The organism is Pantoea sp. E956-1 (genome assembly GCF_982223955.1).
In genome coordinates, this window is the sequence record NZ_CEUYZP010000001.1 from 714,550 (window position 1) to 733,356 (window position 18,807).

At 56.0% G+C, this 18,807-nt stretch carries 22 protein-coding genes; 12 read left to right on the forward strand and 10 right to left on the reverse strand.

Going from position 1 to position 18,807, the window contains the following annotated elements; genetic code table 11:
• The first annotated feature begins 3 nt into the window (after nt 1-3).
• The 7 genes from AC0T7J_RS03585 to AC0T7J_RS03615 are packed head-to-tail and all read left to right on the forward strand — an operon-like array spanning nt 4 to nt 2,676.
• Nucleotides 4-837 carry a hypothetical protein gene (locus tag AC0T7J_RS03585; protein ID WP_473792212.1) on the forward strand — a complete coding sequence of 278 codons (834 nt, stop codon included), beginning with the start codon at nt 4-6 and terminating at the stop codon, nt 835-837.
• Nucleotides 824-1,255, forward strand: coding sequence for a hypothetical protein (locus tag AC0T7J_RS03590; RefSeq protein WP_473792213.1), 432 nt, complete (start codon nt 824-826; stop codon nt 1,253-1,255). The genes AC0T7J_RS03585 and AC0T7J_RS03590 overlap by 14 nt, the downstream gene beginning before the upstream one ends.
• Complete coding sequence (locus tag AC0T7J_RS03595) at nt 1,245-1,466, forward strand: hypothetical protein (RefSeq protein ID WP_473792215.1); 222 nt, start codon at nt 1,245-1,247, stop codon at nt 1,464-1,466. Before AC0T7J_RS03590 ends, AC0T7J_RS03595 begins: the two co-directional genes overlap by 11 nt.
• Entirely contained in the window at nt 1,463-1,798 is a 336-nt protein-coding gene (locus AC0T7J_RS03600) for a hypothetical protein (protein WP_473792217.1), read from the forward strand. The genes AC0T7J_RS03595 and AC0T7J_RS03600 overlap by 4 nt, the downstream gene beginning before the upstream one ends.
• Entirely contained in the window at nt 1,785-2,027 is a 243-nt protein-coding gene (locus AC0T7J_RS03605; protein ID WP_473792219.1) for a hypothetical protein, read from the forward strand. Before AC0T7J_RS03600 ends, AC0T7J_RS03605 begins: the two co-directional genes overlap by 14 nt.
• On the forward strand, nt 2,027-2,419 hold the full coding sequence (locus tag AC0T7J_RS03610) for a phage protein NinX family protein (RefSeq protein WP_473792221.1): 393 nt from the start codon (nt 2,027-2,029) through the stop codon (nt 2,417-2,419). The genes AC0T7J_RS03605 and AC0T7J_RS03610 overlap by 1 nt, the downstream gene beginning before the upstream one ends.
• Nucleotides 2,416-2,676 (forward strand): pyocin activator PrtN family protein, encoded by a 261-nt coding sequence (locus AC0T7J_RS03615; protein ID WP_473792223.1) that lies wholly within the window; start codon nt 2,416-2,418, stop codon nt 2,674-2,676. Before AC0T7J_RS03610 ends, AC0T7J_RS03615 begins: the two co-directional genes overlap by 4 nt.
• A gap of 239 nt (nt 2,677-2,915) precedes the next feature.
• On the opposite strand, the gene cutC is transcribed toward AC0T7J_RS03615, so the two are convergent.
• Nucleotides 2,916-3,668, reverse strand: coding sequence for a copper homeostasis protein CutC (gene cutC / locus AC0T7J_RS03620; RefSeq protein WP_473792225.1), 753 nt, complete (start codon nt 3,666-3,668; stop codon nt 2,916-2,918).
• Nucleotides 3,669-3,753: 85 nt separating this feature from the next.
• Here cutC and AC0T7J_RS03625 point away from each other — a divergent pair, with 85 nt between their 5' ends.
• A complete protein-coding gene (locus AC0T7J_RS03625) occupies nt 3,754-4,899 on the forward strand; it encodes a MalY/PatB family protein (RefSeq protein WP_473792226.1) in 1,146 nt (381 codons plus the stop codon).
• Here the strand turns inward: AC0T7J_RS03625 and AC0T7J_RS03630 are convergent.
• Complete coding sequence (locus tag AC0T7J_RS03630) at nt 4,896-5,486, reverse strand: VOC family protein (RefSeq protein WP_473792228.1); 591 nt, start codon at nt 5,484-5,486, stop codon at nt 4,896-4,898. The two genes, AC0T7J_RS03625 and AC0T7J_RS03630, sit on opposite strands and share 4 nt — an antisense overlap.
• A 284-nt stretch (nt 5,487-5,770) precedes the next feature.
• On the opposite strand from AC0T7J_RS03630, the gene AC0T7J_RS03635 reads away from it, so the two are divergent.
• The 4 genes from AC0T7J_RS03635 to AC0T7J_RS03650 all read left to right on the forward strand — a co-directional run bounded on the left by AC0T7J_RS03635 (nt 5,771) and on the right by AC0T7J_RS03650 (nt 10,066).
• Nucleotides 5,771-5,893, forward strand: coding sequence for a hypothetical protein (locus tag AC0T7J_RS03635; RefSeq protein ID WP_009089698.1), 123 nt, complete (start codon nt 5,771-5,773; stop codon nt 5,891-5,893).
• Nucleotides 5,894-6,103: 210 nt separating this feature from the next.
• Nucleotides 6,104-7,834: an arginine--tRNA ligase gene (gene argS / locus AC0T7J_RS03640; protein WP_473792230.1), complete on the forward strand. Its 1,731-nt coding sequence runs from the start codon at nt 6,104-6,106 to the stop codon at nt 7,832-7,834.
• A gap of 87 nt (nt 7,835-7,921) precedes the next feature.
• Nucleotides 7,922-8,857 carry a LysR substrate-binding domain-containing protein gene (locus AC0T7J_RS03645; RefSeq protein WP_473792232.1) on the forward strand — a complete coding sequence of 312 codons (936 nt, stop codon included), beginning with the start codon at nt 7,922-7,924 and terminating at the stop codon, nt 8,855-8,857.
• A gap of 210 nt (nt 8,858-9,067) precedes the next feature.
• A complete protein-coding gene (locus AC0T7J_RS03650; protein ID WP_473792233.1) occupies nt 9,068-10,066 on the forward strand; it encodes an aldo/keto reductase in 999 nt (332 codons plus the stop codon).
• Nucleotides 10,067-10,127: 61 nt separating this feature from the next.
• Here the strand turns inward: AC0T7J_RS03650 and flhE are convergent, their stop codons facing one another.
• The 8 genes from flhE to AC0T7J_RS03690 all read right to left on the reverse strand — a co-directional run bounded on the left by flhE (nt 10,128) and on the right by AC0T7J_RS03690 (nt 18,708).
• Complete coding sequence (gene flhE / locus AC0T7J_RS03655; protein ID WP_031591447.1) at nt 10,128-10,520, reverse strand: flagellar protein FlhE; 393 nt, start codon at nt 10,518-10,520, stop codon at nt 10,128-10,130.
• Nucleotides 10,520-12,613 (reverse strand): flagellar biosynthesis protein FlhA, encoded by a 2,094-nt coding sequence (gene flhA / locus AC0T7J_RS03660; protein ID WP_010670817.1) that lies wholly within the window; start codon nt 12,611-12,613, stop codon nt 10,520-10,522. Before flhA ends, flhE begins: the two co-directional genes overlap by 1 nt.
• Nucleotides 12,606-13,757 (reverse strand): flagellar biosynthesis protein FlhB, encoded by a 1,152-nt coding sequence (gene flhB, locus AC0T7J_RS03665; protein WP_031591448.1) that lies wholly within the window; start codon nt 13,755-13,757, stop codon nt 12,606-12,608. Before flhB ends, flhA begins: the two co-directional genes overlap by 8 nt.
• Before the next feature lie 192 nt (nt 13,758-13,949).
• A complete protein-coding gene (gene cheZ, locus AC0T7J_RS03670; RefSeq protein ID WP_003849160.1) occupies nt 13,950-14,591 on the reverse strand; it encodes a protein phosphatase CheZ in 642 nt (213 codons plus the stop codon).
• A gap of 9 nt (nt 14,592-14,600) precedes the next feature.
• Nucleotides 14,601-14,990, reverse strand: a complete 390-nt coding sequence (gene cheY / locus AC0T7J_RS03675; protein ID WP_010258559.1) for a chemotaxis response regulator CheY — start codon at nt 14,988-14,990, stop codon at nt 14,601-14,603.
• A 39-nt stretch (nt 14,991-15,029) separates the two neighbouring features.
• Nucleotides 15,030-16,079 (reverse strand): protein-glutamate methylesterase/protein-glutamine glutaminase, encoded by a 1,050-nt coding sequence (locus AC0T7J_RS03680; RefSeq protein WP_010258555.1) that lies wholly within the window; start codon nt 16,077-16,079, stop codon nt 15,030-15,032.
• Nucleotides 16,079-16,951, reverse strand: a complete 873-nt coding sequence (cheR, locus tag AC0T7J_RS03685) for a protein-glutamate O-methyltransferase CheR (protein ID WP_010258551.1) — start codon at nt 16,949-16,951, stop codon at nt 16,079-16,081. The genes AC0T7J_RS03680 and cheR overlap by 1 nt, the downstream gene beginning before the upstream one ends.
• An 80-nt stretch (nt 16,952-17,031) precedes the next feature.
• Nucleotides 17,032-18,708: a methyl-accepting chemotaxis protein gene (locus tag AC0T7J_RS03690; protein ID WP_473792236.1), complete on the reverse strand. Its 1,677-nt coding sequence runs from the start codon at nt 18,706-18,708 to the stop codon at nt 17,032-17,034.
• Nucleotides 18,709-18,807: the final 99 nt, after the last annotated feature.

The window sequence follows — 18,807 nt, forward strand, 5'->3', positions numbered from 1 at the left end:
ACTATGAAAAAAGGAATCACCCTGGCTCAGCCGCTCTCTGTATCGCCTGCTTCTGCTCTGACTATCGACAGTCAGTACCTGCTGCAAATGGTGAATGATGCCCGTGAGTCAAATGGCGAGAAGCCGATCCGTAACAATGACTTTGTGGCTCGCATCAAAGATGAGCTGGAAGGTGAGTATTACGAAACTTTCGTAAAACCCTCAGGCACAAACGGTGGGCGCCCGACCGAAGTTATCGACATGCAAATTAAACAGGCGCTTCGCGTGGCCGCGCGTGAGTCAAAAGCTGTGCGTCGCTCCCTCGTCGATAAACTGGAGGACATGCAGAGCCCTGCCCCTGTTGATGCTATGCGAATGCTGAGCGACCCAGCAACACTTCGCGGGCTTCTGATGAATTACTCAGAGGATAATCAGCGCCTGACCGGTGAAAACCAGTTGCTTACTGCCACTGTCGGCAGCCTTGAAAAGCACTTCACTAAAGGCATGACGATCCCGGCGTTCTGCAAAGGACTTAACGGCGTCAACGTCAGCAAAATGATGTGGTGGGCGTTTGGGCGTGACTGGGTTTACAGCGAGCAGCGTGATCCAGAGAAAGACCCTCGGTGGCGCGTGGCTAGCTATGCGCGGGATAAGTATCTGACCGAGGATAAAACTCAAGTCACACCGCACGGCATGGAAACTTTCACTCGCTTTTCCCCTGTCCTTCTGGAAGGCGGTTGCCACCGACTTTATCAGCTTTATATGAAGGGCGAATTGCCTATGAAGAAAACATGGAATGGTGAGTACAGCCATGACAAGGCGATCTATACACCGGAGGTTAACCGTGCCAAAGCGTGAAACCCACTCATACAGCAAGAATCTGCAGCAAAGCCACCAGCAGGCTTTGCAGTGGCTGGCTGATGCTTACCTGTTTCACCTGGTAAGTATGCACCGTCGCCCTGTGTACCGTCATCAGTTTGGAGATATTTCGCTGAGCCAGCACGCGGTGCAGGCTTTTATTGATACTCACCTTGCTGAAAAAAGCATGACTATCCGGGAGCGCCGCAACCGCTATATCACCCTACTGGATATGGATACTTATGCAGCACGCAAAAACTCCGATTTTGTTGACTGGGGAACGGTGCCAAAGCTTAAGCCGCGAGGTATCCGGTGGATGAATGCCTGCTTTAATCGCTACGGTGAAATGGTCCAGGCTCTGGGCGGGCAGGATGTGGTTGATGCGATGATTAAAAAGGAGCTGGTTGATGAAATTTGAATTTATCGATAAGGGCGCCGTGGCAACGCTGACTATCACCAGCAGTCTGCTGGAGTATCGCCGCCACAATCGGGCAGTAGATGCTGCGCTCCTCTCCGCTGATGTGGCCGCAAGAACTTCAGGCATCTTCATCCGTAAAACGGTAATCAGCGGACCGATTAAACGTGGGCTGCGTGCATATCGCGCGGCCACCAGCGAGGCTGCAAAATGACTCAGCAAAATGTATTCGCACTGGCACAGGTTATTAAAGCGGCAGGCGTCGACCCTAGCGAGGTTACCGATGCTGTATGGGCTGCTGGTTATCGTCGTCCTGCCCGTTCAGTTGAAGAGGAAGTTGAGCTGACACTTGCGATAGTCAGTGGCTGCCACGGAGCTGATATGCCATGGGAAGTATGGCCAAAAGATTATGGAGATGTTCTCAAAGAGGAATTAAACGAATTTGTTTGCGAAGCAGTAATGTCAGAAGGAACAACGGCAGCCAGCGCTGCAATAGAGATGCTTGCAGCAGGATACGTGAAGGTGGTGACCAATGACGCAGCGTGACATGGCAGACCTCAATGACGCGCTGGTGCAGGCCAGCGTAAGAATCGATGACGGGTGCGACCACTCACAGCGCATCGTGTGGCAGATGAACCAGAAGCGCTATATGCGTAACGGGCTAAGCCCTGCCCGACCGCCAGCACCAAAAGTGGCGCCAGTGAAGATCGAGGCAAAAAAGAAGCTGCGCAAGCGCGGGCATCGGGTGGTGCAACAGGCAATAGGAGCGGTGTGATGAAACCAACACAAAGAAATTACAGCAAGCTGACAGACGGTGAAATTAGTGTGCTGGTCTGCAGGTTAGAAAATCCAAAGTATGAAGTGGAGATCCACCCGCATAACCCAAAGGGTGCGCAGTACACACGGAGCTTTGGCAGCATCGGCCACAAGTTTGGCTTCTTTCCGGTCAGCAAGGCTGAGGATGGCTTTCAGATTATCGTCCGTAACCGGATCGCCATTGTGCCGGCATCAAAAACAACGTGGGAAGCGAGACACGAAAGCGGCGCAGCAGCTCGTCACAAAAATCCGCTAAGAGCAGCGATGATCGTGTATCTGATGGTAATGGGTGGTGTGAACGTCTGTGAAAAATCTCACGCAGCAGCATTCGATGAGGGGACAGTTAAATGAACACGATGTTTTTGTTGATGGCTGAGTACGAAACCGCGACCGTGCCGCTAAGCCAGGTTTGCGAAAAATATTTCGGGATGAAAGCCACTACAGCCGAAAGAAAGGCGGCGGATAACAAACTTCCTATCCCTACCTTTAGAACGGCAGACAGCCAGAAAGCCCCGCGCATGGTTCATATTGCAGACCTGGCTGATTACATTGATGTCCAGCGCAAGGCCAGCCGGGAACTACACGCCGCCTCACACTCTCATCAGTAACAAAAAAGGGCCGAAAGGCCCTTATCTTTTCGCTAATACGCCCAACCAAAGAATGCACATACCTGTTGATTACACGCTATTCATGCGCTATTTTCGCATGGCTCGGGAACCCCTGAGGATCCCTTTTCTGCTTAAGCTGTTGTTTTAGATAAAAAGAACCCCAGCAAGCATACTGGGGTTTGGTACTTGCAAACACCACGTCAATGATCGGCGTGCTGCGCGGCAAAATCTGTTGTTGTTCAGGCGACCCGAACGGTGCTCATCTGCATCACGCTTTTCATCGCCTCAACCACATCGCCGTCTACACAGTAGCGGCTGAACTCGTCAGTCTCGGCTTCTGAACACATGGAGACCCCCGCTTTGCGGTAGCGCATCGGCGACGCGACAAGGCGGCTGGCCGAGCTGTGAACTTCATCAATCCCCAGGTCGAGAAACTTTTGCAGGTTGCTAAGGCGTACCCCGGCACCCGCCATAATAATAGGACCCGTACTGGCCTCATTTAGTTCCCTGAGTAATGCAATTCCGTTTTCAGCGCTCTGCTGCTGACCGGATGTCAGGATGCGTGCCACGCCTAAATCCGTTAACTCTTCCAGCGCACGCTTCGGGCTGTGACAGAGATCGAAGGCGCGATGAAAGGTTACGGCCAGGCCATCGCACAGCGCCATAACCTGCCGCATCTGACCATGATGAATGTGAGCATCTTCATCCAGCATCCCAATGACCAGACCGGGAAAACCGAGTTCACGAATTAACGCCACATCCGATTTCATCGCTTCAAATTCGCGTGCGGTGTAACAAAAATCGCCACCACGTGGCCGGACAATAGGATGAACCGGAATCGAAACGTCTTGCCGGGCGGCATTCAGCATCCCCGCCGACGGGGTCAGGCCGCCTTCACGCGGTGCGGCACAGAGCTCAACCCGATCGGCGCCGGCCTGTTGTGCGGTCACAGCGCAATCCACGCCATAGCAGCAAATTTCCAGTGTGGTCATTCTTTTCTCCTTTACATGACTCTGGTTCAAGGCAGATTCATCAGTTAGTCTGGCTGCTGGAATGAGTTTACCGGGAAAGTTAACTATGGCATTCAATTTCGACCAACGGATAGACCGTCGTCACAGCGATAGCCTTAAATGGAACAAATATGCGGACCAGGACATTCTGCCAATGTGGGTGGCAGATACCGATTTCCGATCGCCTGACTGCGTCATCGATGCGATTAAAACCCGTGCCGAACATGGGATTTTTGGCTATGGCGACACGCCGGTTGAATTTATCGATAGCGCGATAGCCTGGCTCGCCTCACGCTATCAGTGGCACGTTAATCCGGAATGGATTGTGGTTTTACCGGGTGTCGTGAGCGGGCTGAATCTCGCAGTGCGCGCTTTTACCGCGCCTGACGAGCTGACGATTGCGCCAACACCCATCTATCCGCCGTTTCGCGGTGCAGCAAAACTGGCAGAGCGCGGTCAGATCACGCTGCCGCTGACGCTGCAAGAGGGACGCTGGCTACTGGATCTGGATGCGCCGGAAGGTCAGCTGGACGATAAAGCGCGGCTGTTAATGCTGTGCAACCCGCAGAATCCGGGCGGCACCGTCTACCGCCGCGAGGAACTGCAGGCGCAGCTGGCATTTGCGCAGAAGCACGATTTGATTGTCTGTTCCGACGAGATCCACAGCGATCTGCTGCTGGAGCCAGGCGTTAAGCACATCCCCTTTGCTTCACTGAGCGAAGATGCAGCCCAGCGTAGCGTAACGCTGATGTCGCCCTCAAAGTCCTTTAATATTGCCGGTCTGGGGGCTTCCATCGCCATCATTCCTGATGCCGGGCTACGCGCGCGCTTTAACCGGTTTCGCCGCGGCATTGTGCCGGATGTTGACATTCTGGCACTCACCGCAGCCGCAGCGGCATGGCGCGAGGGTGAGCCCTGGCTGAATGCGCAGAATGCCTATCTGCGCAGTAACCGTGACTGGCTGGTGTCACAGGTCAACAAGATGGCCGGCCTGTCACTCGCCTCGCCGGAAGCGACCTACCTGGCCTGGATCGACGCCAGCGCGCTGGGAGTGGCCAGCCCGGCGCTCTATTTTGAAAAGCACGGGCTGGGCTTAACCGCCGGACGTGAGTTCGGCAATGACCAGTTTGTCCGGCTCAATTTCGGCTGTACCCGCGCGCTACTGGATGAAGCCGTTGCGCGCCTGAAGCGTGCGTTAGCCGCCCGCCTTTAGTTCTGCTCGCTGGCGACAATTTCCTCCAGTCGCCATGGATGAAACTTAATTGTCGTCTGCCCATCCGTTACCGCCAGGGTCGGATTGGGCAGGCGCTCATTCTCGCCCTGCGGTGAGCTGGTTTTAAATGATATACCCGGCTGCGTCAGTGCCTCATCTGACAGCAAGGCCATCGCGCGCACGCCCAGCGTCTGATGATCGCCGCGAAGCACTACCTCAATATGCTCCCAGCCTTCATGGCGATAACGCTTTTCACCCGGCCAGGGCAGTTCGACCACATCAATCAGCCTGCCTGCGACAACCAGCGGATCATGGAGTTTAAACAGGCAAATCTGCCTGCCGTTGATCATCGCTGCGGAAAACTGCGTGCCCATCTGCTGCAAACCTTGCTGCCAGCGCATCGCCGTGGCGTCCTGATGGCAACGCACCGCGATATGGTCCATTTCCAGATCGTTAAGGCGCAAACCGAGCCGCTGCGCAAAATATTGCAACGATTCTTCAAAACGTTCTAAATCTGTCTTTAAATCATCCAATTCTGCCGGAAAAGATCTCTTCACTACCCCAATTCCTCTCAATTTGTCTGGCATTTATAACCCGCCTGGCTTACTGCGCGCCGCGTGCTGAGCATCACATAATGATCAGATTCATCTTATTTGGCCCGAAATTTAACGCAAAACCTTATAATAACATCTTTCATTTCGGATTTATCTCCTGTTTAGGTCCATGAGTTCCTTGATGAAAGCATGTTAACTAAATGATTTTAATCAACTTCTTTAATACAATAAGATAACTCTCATTTGAAGGGTAAACAATTGCAGCCCATCCCGCCTTCCTATAAATTTGACCTAACACAACCAAAAGGAATGGCTCTATGTCTATGCTCATCGTTGTCGCTGTCCTGATCGCACTGATGGGATTTGCAATCTCCCGCCATTGGAAGGTGCGTGAAGATAAAAGCGTAAAGAACCCACGCCGTCATCTGCGACGTCGTTAATGCCTCTGGGAAACATCTTATTCAGCTCTGTTTCCCCGCTTCATCCAACTGCTGACGCCCACTGACATTTCACGTATACTTTTCCCCTCATTTTTTTCCGTTTTGTCTGCCCCATCCGTTTCTGCCTCTCCGTGACGCGATGCGCTCAGGCAAGATGATGACAGCCCGGCTTTTTGGTCCGGGCGTTGCTCAGCACATGAAGGTAACTCGGTGAATATTCAGGCACTTCTTTCCGCAAAAGTCAGTCAGGCAATGGTTTTAGCCGGCGCACCCGCCGATTGCGAACCTCAGGTTCGTCAATCTGCCCGGGTTCAGTTTGGAGACTATCAGGCCAACGGCATTATGGCCGTGGCGAAAAAGCTGGGACAGGCACCGCGACAATTAGCGGAAACGGTGATTCAGCACCTCGACCTGACTGGCATCGCCAGCAAAGTCGAAATTGCCGGGCCGGGCTTCATCAATATCTTCCTTGACCACAACTGGCTGGCCAGTCATGCACGGGAAGCGCTGCGTCTGCCGCGCCTCGGCGTGCAGCTGGCCGAACCCCAGACTATCGTGGTTGACTACTCTGCGCCTAACGTTGCGAAAGAGATGCATGTGGGCCACGTCCGCTCCACCATCATTGGTGATGCAGCGGTGCGTACGCTGGAGTTTCTCGGCCATAACGTGATCCGTGCGAACCACGTTGGCGACTGGGGAACGCAGTTCGGTATGCTGATCGCGTTCCTGGAAAAGCAGCAGAATGAAGATCATGCAGAGATGGCGCTGGCCGATCTCGAAGCCTTCTACCGTGAAGCCAAGCGCACCTATGATGAAGATCCTGAGTTTGCCGAGCGCGCGCGCAGTTATGTGGTGAAATTACAGGGCGGCGATGACTATTGCCGCCAGATGTGGAAGAAGCTGGTCGACATCACCATGAGTCAGAACCAGAAAATCTATGACCGCATGAACGTCACCCTGACGCGCAACGATGTCATGGGTGAAAGTCTCTATAACGATATGCTGCCTGGCATCGTCTCCGATCTGAAACAGAAAGGCTTAGCGGTAGAGAGTGAAGGCGCGACCGTGGTGTTCCTGGATGAATTCCAGAACAAAGAGGGGGAACCGATGGGCGTCATCATCCAGAAAAAAGATGGCGGCTACCTCTACACCACCACCGATATCGCCTGTGCGAAATATCGTTACGAAACGCTGAAAGCCGATCGCGTGCTCTATTACATCGACTCACGTCAGCATCAGCATCTGGTTCAGGCCTGGACCATCGTTCGTAAAGCGGGTTATGTGCCGGAATCTGTTCCACTGGAGCACCATGCGTTCGGCATGATGCTGGGCAAAGATGGCCGTCCGTTCAAGACCCGCAGCGGCGGCACTATCAAGCTCTCCGATCTGCTGGATGAAGCCTATCAGCGTGCTTACACGCTGGTGCGTGAGAAGAACCCGGAGATGAGCGAAGCGGAAGTGAAAACGCTGGCGGAAGTGGTTGGCATCAGCGCGGTAAAATACGCCGACCTGTCAAAAAGCCGCACCACCGATTACATCTTCGACTGGGACAACATGCTGGCGTTCGAAGGCAACACTGCGCCTTACATGCAGTATGCCTACACCCGCGTACTCTCCGTGTTCCGCAAGGCAGGTATTGATGCCGATTCGCTGGATGCAGCGATTGTGATCAGTGAAGAGCGTGAAGCGCAGCTGGCTACCCGTCTGCTGCAGTTTGAAGAGGTTATTACGCAGGTTGCTCGTGACGGCACGCCACACGTGATGTGTGCCTATCTCTACGATCTGGCCGGGCTGTTCTCCGGCTTCTACGAACACTGCCCGATTCTCACCGCAGAATCAGACACAACCCGTCTGAGCCGACTGCAGCTGGCCGCGCTGACCGCGAAAACGCTGAAGCAGGGTCTGGATACGCTGGGCATCGACACCGTCGAGCGCATGTAATCTCTGAAACGGAGAGGGGTTTCCCTCTCCGTTAATGAATTCGTATATCCGCTCTGATCCCCCAAATCTTCGCAGCAGGATGGTGTTATGTCTGTAGCCGCGCACCTCATCAGCAGCCACCTTCCCACCATAAAACAGTTGCAGTGCTTCCTGGCTGTTGCGCACGAGCTTAATTTTCGCCGGGCCGCAGAACGTCTCAGCATGACCCAACCGCCGCTTACCCGTCAGATTCAGAGTCTGGAAGATCTGCTGGGCCACACGCTGTTCAGCCGCACGACCCATGAGGTAGCGCTCACCGATTCTGGCCGTGCGCTGGTCGCAAAAGCGGAAGCGATCCTGACTGCGCTGAGTGTCCTGAAGCAGGATGCGCAGCCCGCCGCGGCCCGGCTACGTATCGGGCTCACCCGCACGCTGAATTTTGAACTGATCGCGCCGCTTAACCGGCAGCTCGCCGCTTTTCATGCCAGCGACGAGATGGAGATGCCCCGCCTGACCTCCCCTCAGCTTTTGCAAAGCCTGGCCAAAAACAGTCTGGATTTAATACTCACCGGCGAAAAGGGGTCGGATGCGGAAGACTCCGTTCAGTACGCCTGGGTTTACCGTGAGCCGCTGCTGATTGCCATACCGTCGGCGCACCCTGCCAGTGTGGCGGAACGGGTCTCGCTGGAAGCGCTGGCCGATCTGCCGCTGTTCTGGTTTGCCCGCAGCGCCAATCCGCTGTTTTACGATAAATGCGAGCGCTACTTTGCCACACTCAGCGTCACGCTGAAACGGGTGAGAGAGCCGGACGATTCCCTGCTGATGCTGTCGCACATCGCCAGAGGAAAAGGGTTCGCCCTGATGCCGCAGTCAAAATGCACCTTTAATCAGGCAGGTCTCTGTTACCGCCCGCTGACAGAAGATGCGACACAGCCGCTGGCGATTGATGTTTACGCGGCGGTTCGCGCCGATGAAAAAAATGAGGCGGTTCTCAATGCGCTGAGAGCACTCTCTCATCCCGGAGAAGCGATAGCGTCTGCATGATGCCGCGCCGCTGAAACGCAGCGAAGCATCTCCCCTCTTCTTCTTTCTTAATCCCCGCTCAGCCTGCTGCTGTGAGCTTACTGTAGCGACATGCCGGATGTATGTCTGAAGCCCTTTCATTCGCCTGATACCTTTTTTGCATGACGGAAAGAGCAATTCATTGCTTTCACGCGGAGTGAAACAATCGCGTCTCACATACGAGGAGCGACAATGAAAAAGCGAACGTTAACTCAGGGTCTGGACGTCAGCGCCATCGGCTATGGCGCGATGGGGCTCAGCGAATTTTATGGTCAGACCGATGACCGTCATTCCCTGCAACTGCTCAGCCAGCTGCGCGATCTGGATATCACCTTTATCGATACCGCCGATCTTTACGGTCGCGGTCACAACGAGCAGTTGATAGGCCAGTTTCTTGCCGGGCTTAATCGGGCCGAACGGCTGAAGTTCACCGTGGCCACCAAATGTGGCATTGAGCGTCCGGCGGATGCGGCCTATGCCCGCACCATCAACAATCAGCCGGACTACATTACCCGCTGCTGCCATGCATCACTGAAACGGCTGGGTGTGGAGCGTATCGATCTCTTTTATCTGCACCGGGTCAGTCCGGAGACACCGATTGAGGAGAGCATGCAGTGTCTCAGCCGTCTGGTACAGGAGGGAAAGATCGCCCGGATTGGGCTGTGTGAAGCGTCGGCTTCAACGCTGAATCGGGCGCAGGCGATCCATCCGCTGGCCGCGCTGCAGACGGAGTATTCACTCTGGACGCGTGACATCGAAGAAGAAATTCTGCCGACAGTGAAAAAGCTCGGTATCGGACTGGTGCCCTATTCGCCGCTGGGCAGAGGATTCCTGACGGGTAAATACCGTAAAAACAGCGATTTTGCCGAGGGTGATTTCCGCAAAAATAATGACCGTTTCCGGCAGGAAAATATCGATCACAATCTGCAGCTTCTTAACGCGGTGACACCACTGGCTGAGAAATATCACGCCACCACCGGGCAGATTGCACTGGCCTGGCTACTGGCACAGTATGAAAAAATTGTGCCGATACCAGGCACCAAACAGATCGCTTACCTTACTGAAAACGCGCAGGCCGCAGATATCGAGCTCGAAGAGGACGATATCGGGATGCTGAACGCTGTGCATCAGCAGATTGAGGTTAAAGGCGGTCGCTACTCTGAGGAGGGAATGAAGGGGGTTAACGCCTGAACACAAACTATGCACTTGCGCACTGTGCATCGGTGCGCTAGTCAATTCAGCAACGATACCCTTACTCGTAATTGACCATCACTTCACTGCTCACCACCCGCAATCCGGGTGGTAGCGCCCCGCTCCCGGCAAAACCAAACACCATGTGCAAAGTCTCACCGGCGCTCAGATGTGCCAGCCCGCGCGTGGTGCCGCTGGCCCCCTCCAGGGAAGTGCAGCGCTGTTCGCCGCACAGCCGCACCTGCAGGCCGGACGGGGCCGGTCTGCTCAGCTGATAACGCCAGTTAACAACGCTAACCTCCCCGCCAATGTCGGCGGGCGGCGTCAGCGGCTGCGCCCGTTGCCAGCTGCCTCGGTTCGCCAGCAGCGGCCCATTGGCCGAAGCACTCCAGGCACCACCGGCCGCCTGCGCCATCAGTGGCAGCATCACGAATGCCATCACCAGCCAGCGCATTATTTGCCTCCGATGGTGGCAGTCATACGGATCTGGCGGTTGTCGCTCAGCTCCAGATTAGAGAGCACCACCAGCTGTGGCAGATTGCGGCGCAGGAAGCGCGCCAGCAGCGCACGCAGCGGATGATTGACCAGCAGCACCGGCGGCGCGCCCAGCATCTCCTGACGCTGCAACGCCGCCTGTGCCTGACTTAACAGCCGATCGGCCAGACCCGGCTCCAGTCCGCCACCGCCCTGCAATGCCTGTAACAGCAGGCGCTCCAGCGTGGAATCAAGCCCGATAACCTGCACTTCGTCATTCCCCGGGAACCACTGCTGAGTAATTGCACGGCCCAGCGCCACACGCACCACGCTGGTCAGCTCCTGCGGATCGCTCTGCACCGGCGCATGTTCCGCCAGCGTTTCGATAATGGTGCGCATATCGCGAATCGACACCCGCTCCACCAGCAGGTTCTGCAGCACCTTGTGCAGGGTGGTCAGCGAGATCACACCCGGCACCAGATCTTCGGTCAGCTTCGGCATCTCCTGAGTCACACGATCCAGCAGCTGCTGCGCTTCCTGACGACCAAACAGCTCGCTGGCGAACTGGCCAATCAGATGGTTAAGGTGAGTTGCTACCACGGTACTGGCTTCAACCACGGTAAAGCCCTGAATCTGTGCCTGCTCTTTCAGCGCACTATCAATCCAGACTGCTGCCAGTCCAAAGGCGGGATCAACGGTCGCTTCGCCTGGCAGACTTCCGGCAGCCGTGCCCGGGTTAATCGCCATCCAGCGGCCAGGATAAGCATCACCGCTGCCAATCTCCACCCCTTTCATCAGGATGCGATAGCGTGCCGGTGGCAGCTCCATGTTGTCGCGGATATGCACCACCGGCGGCAGGAAACCGACATCCTGAGCGACTTTCTTACGGATGCTGCGGATACGTCCCAGCAGTTCACCATTTTGCTGATGATCGACCATCGGAATCAGACGATAGCCCACTTCCATGCCCAGCGTATCTTCCAGCTGCACATCGGTCCACGACGCTTCGGTGGCGGCTGGCGTGTCTGCCGTTTTGGCGATGCCGCCTGTGACTTCCACTTTCTTCTTCGGCTGCATTTCGCGGCCACGCAGCCACCAGGCCAGACCCAGTAAGGCGGCGGTGAACAGCAGGAAGACGAAGTTCGGCATGCCAGGCACCAGACCCAGCAGACCAATCACCCCGGCGCTGAGCATCAGCACGCGCGGATCTTTGAACAGCTGGGTGACCATCTGCTCGCCGACATCCTGATCGGTGGCAACGCGCGTCACGATAACACCGGCTGCGGTAGAGATAACCAGCGCCGGAATCTGCGCGACCAGACCATCACCGATGGTCAGAAGCGTATAGGTCTCTGCGGCATGACCCACATCCATACCGTGCTGCACCACGCCCACCAGCAGGCCGCCAATGACGTTGATCACCATGATCATAATACCGGCGACGGCATCACCACGAACGAACTTACTGGCACCGTCCATCGAACCGTAGAAGTCCGCTTCCTGGGTCACTTCGGCACGGCGACGTTTGGCGTCATCTTCACCGATCAGACCGGCGTTGAGGTCGGCATCGATCGCCATCTGCTTACCGGGCATCCCGTCCAGCACAAAGCGCGCGCCCACTTCGGCGATACGACCGGCACCTTTGGTGATAACCATAAAGTTGATGATGACGAGGATGATAAACACCACGATACCGATGGCGAAGTTACCGCCCACCAGGAAGTGACCGAACGCTTCAACCACCTGCCCTGCCGCGGCAGCACCCGTATGTCCTTCCATCAGGATGATACGGGTTGAAGCCACGTTCAGCGCCAGACGTAGCAAGGTAGAGAACAGCAGAATGGTCGGGAACGCCGCAAACTCCAGGGTTCGCTGCGTGAACATTGCCACCAGCAGGACCATGATTGACAGCGCAATGTTAAAGGTGAACAGCAGATCAAGGATGAACGGCGGTAATGGCAGAACCATCATCGACAGGATCATCAGGATCAGTACCGGCCCGGCCAGCACCTGCCACTGCATATCTTTAAAGTTGCCCGGTAAACGTAGTTTTGCGGCCAGGTTATTAGCCATCGTTTTTGCTCTCTCCTGCAAAGTCCATCTCTGCCGGAACCGGCAGGTCTTTTGGTTTGGTTGGGATCAGGCCGCCTTCGCGCTTCCAGCGACGCGACTGCCAGACCCACGCCAGCACCTCGGCCACGGCGGCATAGAGCGCGCCAGGAATATGCTGACCAATTTCAGTATGTCGGTATAACGCACGCGCCAGCGGCGGTGCTTCCAGAACCGGGATGCGGTGTTCGGCAGCCAGTTCACGAATTCTCAGGGCGATCTCACCTGCGCCTTTCGCCACCACTTTCGGCGCACTCATCTTCTTCTCGTTGTACTGCAGTGCCACCGAGTAGTGCGTCGGGTTAGTGACGATAACATCGGCTTTCGGCACATCCGCCATCATTCGGCGTCGTGCTGCGGCACGCATCTGCTGGCGGATGCGCCCTTTAACGTGCGGGTCGCCTTCCTGCTGCTTATGCTCGTCGCGGATCTCCTGCATCGACATCTTCAGCTTTTTAAAGTGGCTGTGCAGCTGCCAGAAGACGTCATACCCGACCATCGGGATCAGCCCCAGCATCACCAGTGAACAGCAGACCGCGATCATCTCCATGCCGTGAATCAGCGCGGTGACGGGCGCTTCGCTGATCAGCCGCAGCATCTCGGGCCAGTGGCTCCAGATGTACCACCAGCCCACCGAGCCTACTAAGATGGTCTTGAGGATGCCTTTAAACAGTTCCGTCCAGGCCTGCGCCGCAAACATTCGCTTGAACCCAGCCATCGGGCTCATCTTCTTCAGGTCGAACTTGATCGATTTACCGCTGAAAACGATACCGCCCAGCAGCATGGGCGCGGCGATTGCCACCAGCACCAGACCGCCCATCAATGGCAGCAGCGCCATCAGTGCCTGCGTGATCAGGCTGCCGATGTGGCTGACGATAATTTTGTCATCTCTGACCATGCCGTGATCAAAACGGAGTCCGGTGGCGACCATCGCCGCCAGCCGGTGCGCCATCATGTTGCCACCCATCCACAGGATCATGATGCCGGCCAGCAGCATCAGTACGGATGTCAGTTCGCGCGAACGCGGAATCTGGCCCTCTTCACGCGCTTTCTCAAGTCGGTGGGCCGTGGGCGATTCTGTTTTGTCTTCGTCGCTATCTTCAGCCACGACAAACCTCGGTTGGCAGGAATTCTGAGCATAGGATGCCAAATCTGGCTTAAGTTAAAGCGGAGATAAGATGGAGAAAACAGGCGTTCTTTCGGGGATGGGTCTGACAATGCGGAACGGGGCCACCCGAAGGTGACCCTGTTTATTATAACCTGCAGCGGATTCGCCCGCCCGCTGGCGGACGAAACCGGGTCAGAACCCTAAGCTGTCCAGCAGATCATCAACCTGATCCTGGTTCGCCACCACGCCCGGTGCATCGGCGTGAATCTGCGGCCCGTTCAGCAGGCTGGTGCCTTCCTGACGCTTCTCAGCGCTGACTTCTGGCATATTCTCCAGCAGCACCATTAACAGCTGGCGCTCAATTTCCTGGATCACATCCATCATGCGCTTGATCACCTGACCGGTCAGGTCCTGGAAATCCTGCGCCATCATGATTTCAAGCAGCTGCTTGTTGGTAAAGGCGGTATGCTCTGGCACGGCGGTGAGGAATGCGCGCGTATCCGTCACCAACTCCCGCGCATCACCCAGTTCAATCGGGTTCTCAAACCACTCATCCCAACGCCCTTTCAGCTGGGTTGCCCCGGCTTCCATCTTATCCTGATGGGGTTGTGCTGCTTCAACACAGTTCAACGCACGGTCGGCGGCCTGCGCCGTCATCTGCACAACATAATCCAGACGGTCGCGGGCATCAGGAATGGCTTCAGCCGCATCGGCTATGGCTTTATCCAGCCCCAGCTCGCGCAGGCTGTCGCGCAGCATGCGTGTCAGAGAGCCAATACGTGAAATGATGTCGTGTGCCGCGGCATCCTCAGTTGGTTTCGGAAAGTCGCTCATCACATCCCCTTACATGCCCAGTTTTTCGAAAATTTTACCCAGCTTTTCTTCCAGGGTTGCCGCAGTGAATGGCTTCACGACGTATCCGCTGGCACCGGCCTGGGCGGCGGCGATAATGTTCTCTTTCTTCGCTTCCGCGGTCACCATCAACACCGGCAGGGAACTCATTGCCGCGTCGGCACGAATGGTCTGCAGCAGCTGCAGGCCATCCATGTTTGGCATGTTCCAGTCGGAAATCACGAAGTCGAAACCACCCGCTTTCAGTTTGCCGAGGGCATCCACACCATCTTCCGCTTCTTCTACGTTATTGAAGCCCAGCTCTTTCAGCAGGTTACGCACAATACGACGCATCGTATTGAAGTCGTCTACTACCAAAAAGCGCATGTTTTTATCAGCCATATCTACTCCTGAGTTGTCTCGCCCGGCGGGACGGGCCTGTTAAATACGCAATGCCTGTCCGGCGCTAATTTTCGCCAGCATGTGCTGGCTGATGTTGCTTAAATCCACGACTTCGCTCACACCGCCTGTGGCAATGGCCTCACGCGGCATGCCAAATACCACACAACTGGCTTCGTTCTGGGCGATAGTCCAGGCGCCTGCCCGATGCATTTCCAGCATCCCGGCGGCACCGTCGTTGCCCATGCCGGTGAGGATGACCCCCACCGCATTTCGTCCGGCATAAGTTGCCACCGATTTAAACAGCACATCCACAGAGGGTTTGTGCCGGTTAACCGGTGGCCCTTCATTCAGTTTCACCACATAGTTGGCGCCACTTCGGGCCAGCTCCATGTGCATTGCGCCTGGCGCGATGTAGGCATGGCCCGGCAGAATACGCTCACCATCTTCAGCTTCTTTCACCGTGATCTGACATAGCTTGTTCAGACGTTCGGCAAAAGAGCGGGTAAAGCCTGGCGGCATATGCTGGGTAATCAGCAGTGCCGGGCTGGTGGCCGGTAACGGCTGCAGCACATGGCGAATGGCCTCGGTGCCGCCGGTTGAGGAGCCAATCGCAATCAGCTTCTCACTACTCAGCAGCGGACCCGCTTTCAGCGTCGCCGGCACCGGCATCGCTGCACGGTTGTGCAGTCGGGCACGGGAGGCTGCACGAATTTTGTCGCCAATCATCTGGCTGTAGGACAGCATCCCTTCGCGGATACCGAGCTGGGGTTTGGTGACAAAATCCACCGCTCCCAGCTCCAGCGCGCGCAGGGTAATTTCAGAGCCTTTCCCGGTCAGCGATGAAACCATCACCACCGGCATTGGCCGTAACCGCATCAGTTTTTCCAGGAAATCGAGGCCATCCATGCGCGGCATTTCCACATCCAGCGTCAGCACCTGCGGATTGAACTGCTTAATCAAATCGCGGGCGACCAGCGGATCGGGCGCCGTAGCGACCATCTCCATATCCGGATGGCTGTTGATGATTTCTGTCATCAACTGCCGCATCAGCGCAGAGTCATCTACGCACATCACGGTGATTTTGCTCATCATCTTTCCTTCGTCAGTCCATAGACGGTTTGCCCGCGCAGCCAGAACTCTTTACTGATCTGACTGAAGTTTTCTGAGTGACCGGCGAACAGAATGCCGCCCGGCTTCAGAAGCGGGACAAACCGACGCAGAATCTTCTCCTGCGTCTCTTTATCGAAATAGATCATCACGTTGCGACAGAAAATAGCGTCGAACTGACCCGGCAGTGCCCAGTCATTGGCCAGCAGGTTAAGCTGCGCGTAAGTGACCATATTGGTCAGCTCGGGACGCGCCCGCACCATACCGGCATGAGGACCGGTGCCGCGCAGGAAGTAGCGCTGCATTTGCGCGGGTGACAGCGTGCGCAGCTCCTCCTGGCGATAAACACCCGCCACCGCTTTTTCCAGCACCTGGGTGTCGATATCGCTGGCATGAACCTGGAACTTGCCCGGTCCGGTACCCAGTGCTTCCGCCAGCGTCATGGCGATGGAATAAGGCTCTTCGCCGGTTGACGCTGCGGTACTCCAGACGCTGAAGTTGCCCTGTCGCTTACGTGCATGCTCCGCCAGAATCGGGAAGTGATGCGCTTCGCGGAAGAACGCGGTCAGGTTAGTGGTCAGGGCATTGATAAACGCCTGCCACTCGGCACTGTTCGGATCGGATTCCAGCAGCGCCAGGTAGCGACCGAAATCATCGATGTTCAGCGTACGCAGGCGACGAACCAGACGGTTGTAAACCATCTCACGCTTGTGATCGGCCAGTACGATACCGGCACGCTGATAGATCAGCTGGCTGATACGACGAAAATGCGTATCGGAGAGCGGTAAACGCTGCACCATCTGCGACAGCAGCGTTGTCGTCTCATTTTGATCTAAAATTGTCGATTTTTTCATCTCTGCACCTGGCCCGAACTAAATACATTAACTGTCTGCTGCGATGCCCGGCGGCTCAATAGCGGCCGGGCCACGGGCGATTAAAAGGTTTCCCAGTTGTCGTCGCTGCGGGTAGCAGGCGAACGACCAACGGCTAACGGTGCATCTGAGTGGAGAGTTTTCATCGCCGTTGTCTTGTTAACGGCCTGAGCGACAAATTCTTTACCAATATTGAACACTGATACCGCTTGTTTTAAGTGACTTGCCTGATCTTCGAGCGCTGCAGCCGCTGCCGCTGACTCTTCGACCAGTGAGGCGTTCTGCTGGGTGACGCGATCCATCTCGGTCACCGCAAGGCCCACCTGGTCAATGCCACGGCTCTGCTCGTCCGACGCTGAGGCGATCTCACCCATGATGTCGGTGACGCGGGTGACCGCGCTGACGATGTTGCTCATGGTGTCACCGGCGCGCTCTACCAGCACCGAGCCGGTATTAACGCGGCTAACCGAATCTTCAATCAGACCTTTAATCTCTTTGGCGGCCTGGGCGCTGCGCTGCGCCAGGCTGCGCACTTCACCGGCAACGACCGCAAAGCCGCGACCCTGTTCACCGGCACGCGCCGCTTCAACGGCCGCATTCAGCGCCAGAATGTTGGTCTGGAAGGCGATGCCATCAATCACACTGGTGATATCGGCAATCTTCTTGGAACTGCCCGCAATTTCTTTCATGGTGGTGACCACGCCATCCACCACTTTGCCGCCCTGCTGCGCGGTTTCTGAGGCAGTCAGCGCCAGCTTGGACGCCTGACGGGCGTTTTCGGCATTCTGCTTCACGGTCGCGGTGAGCTGCTCCATGCTGGCAGCGGTCTGCTCCAGCGAAGCGGCCTGCTGTTCGGTACGCGAAGAGAGATCGTTATTGCCGATGGAGATTTCGCTGGCACCGGTATAGATGGCATCAGAGCCGTCTCGTACGGTACGCACGGTACGGACCAGCTCCTGCTGCATGTGCTGCAGCGACGTCAGTAACTCGCCGATTTCGTTACGCACGCTAATCTCAACTGGCTGGGTCAGATCGCCCCGTGCGATGTGCTGGATATGCTCAATGCTCTGACGCAGCGGACGGATCAGCACCGAGCGCATCACATTCCACACCAGGATAATCATCAGCAAGGTCACTGCCAGCGTGGCGATAACAATCGTGATGGAGCGGTCATAAGCCTTCTGGTTGGCTTCCACACCCTGCTGAGACAGCGCTTTATTGTGCTCAAGCCACTCGCTGTAATCTTTCTGGAACTTGTCCTGGTAGCTCTGGGTCGGCTGATCCACGAAACCTTTGAAGTTGCCGGCGGTAAAGAAGACCATCAGTTCCGCCAGCGCATCGTGATAGGCCTTGTAGTTGGCCTGTAATGCCAGGACGTTTTCGGCCGTTTTACCCTGCTCTGACAGGTTATCGTTGAATATCTGATAGCTGACTTCAGCCTGCTTCAGCTCCTCGCCCGCCAGTGCGACCAGCTCTTTCACGCTGGCACCCGATCCCGACATCTGTGCATCCTGCAGAAAACGGATACCGGCGCGGTTAAGGGTGTTGCGCGCCTTAACCAGCGAAACCCATGAGGTGCCCATCGCCTGTTGCAAAGTATTCAGGCGCTGGTTGTAGGCAAAATTCTCTTTATCTGAACTGACAGTTTTGAAAAACATTCCGCCGGAAAACAGCTGCAGCAGCGCAAACAGCGCCAGCACACATAGCAGGCCGGAAACGACTCGTACACGACTAAACATAAACACCTCATTGGTTGGCGATTCGTGTTTATTTATCGGCGGGGTCGGGGGGAACTTTATGCATGGCAGCGGCTTTACGCCGCTGCCATGGTGAAAGGC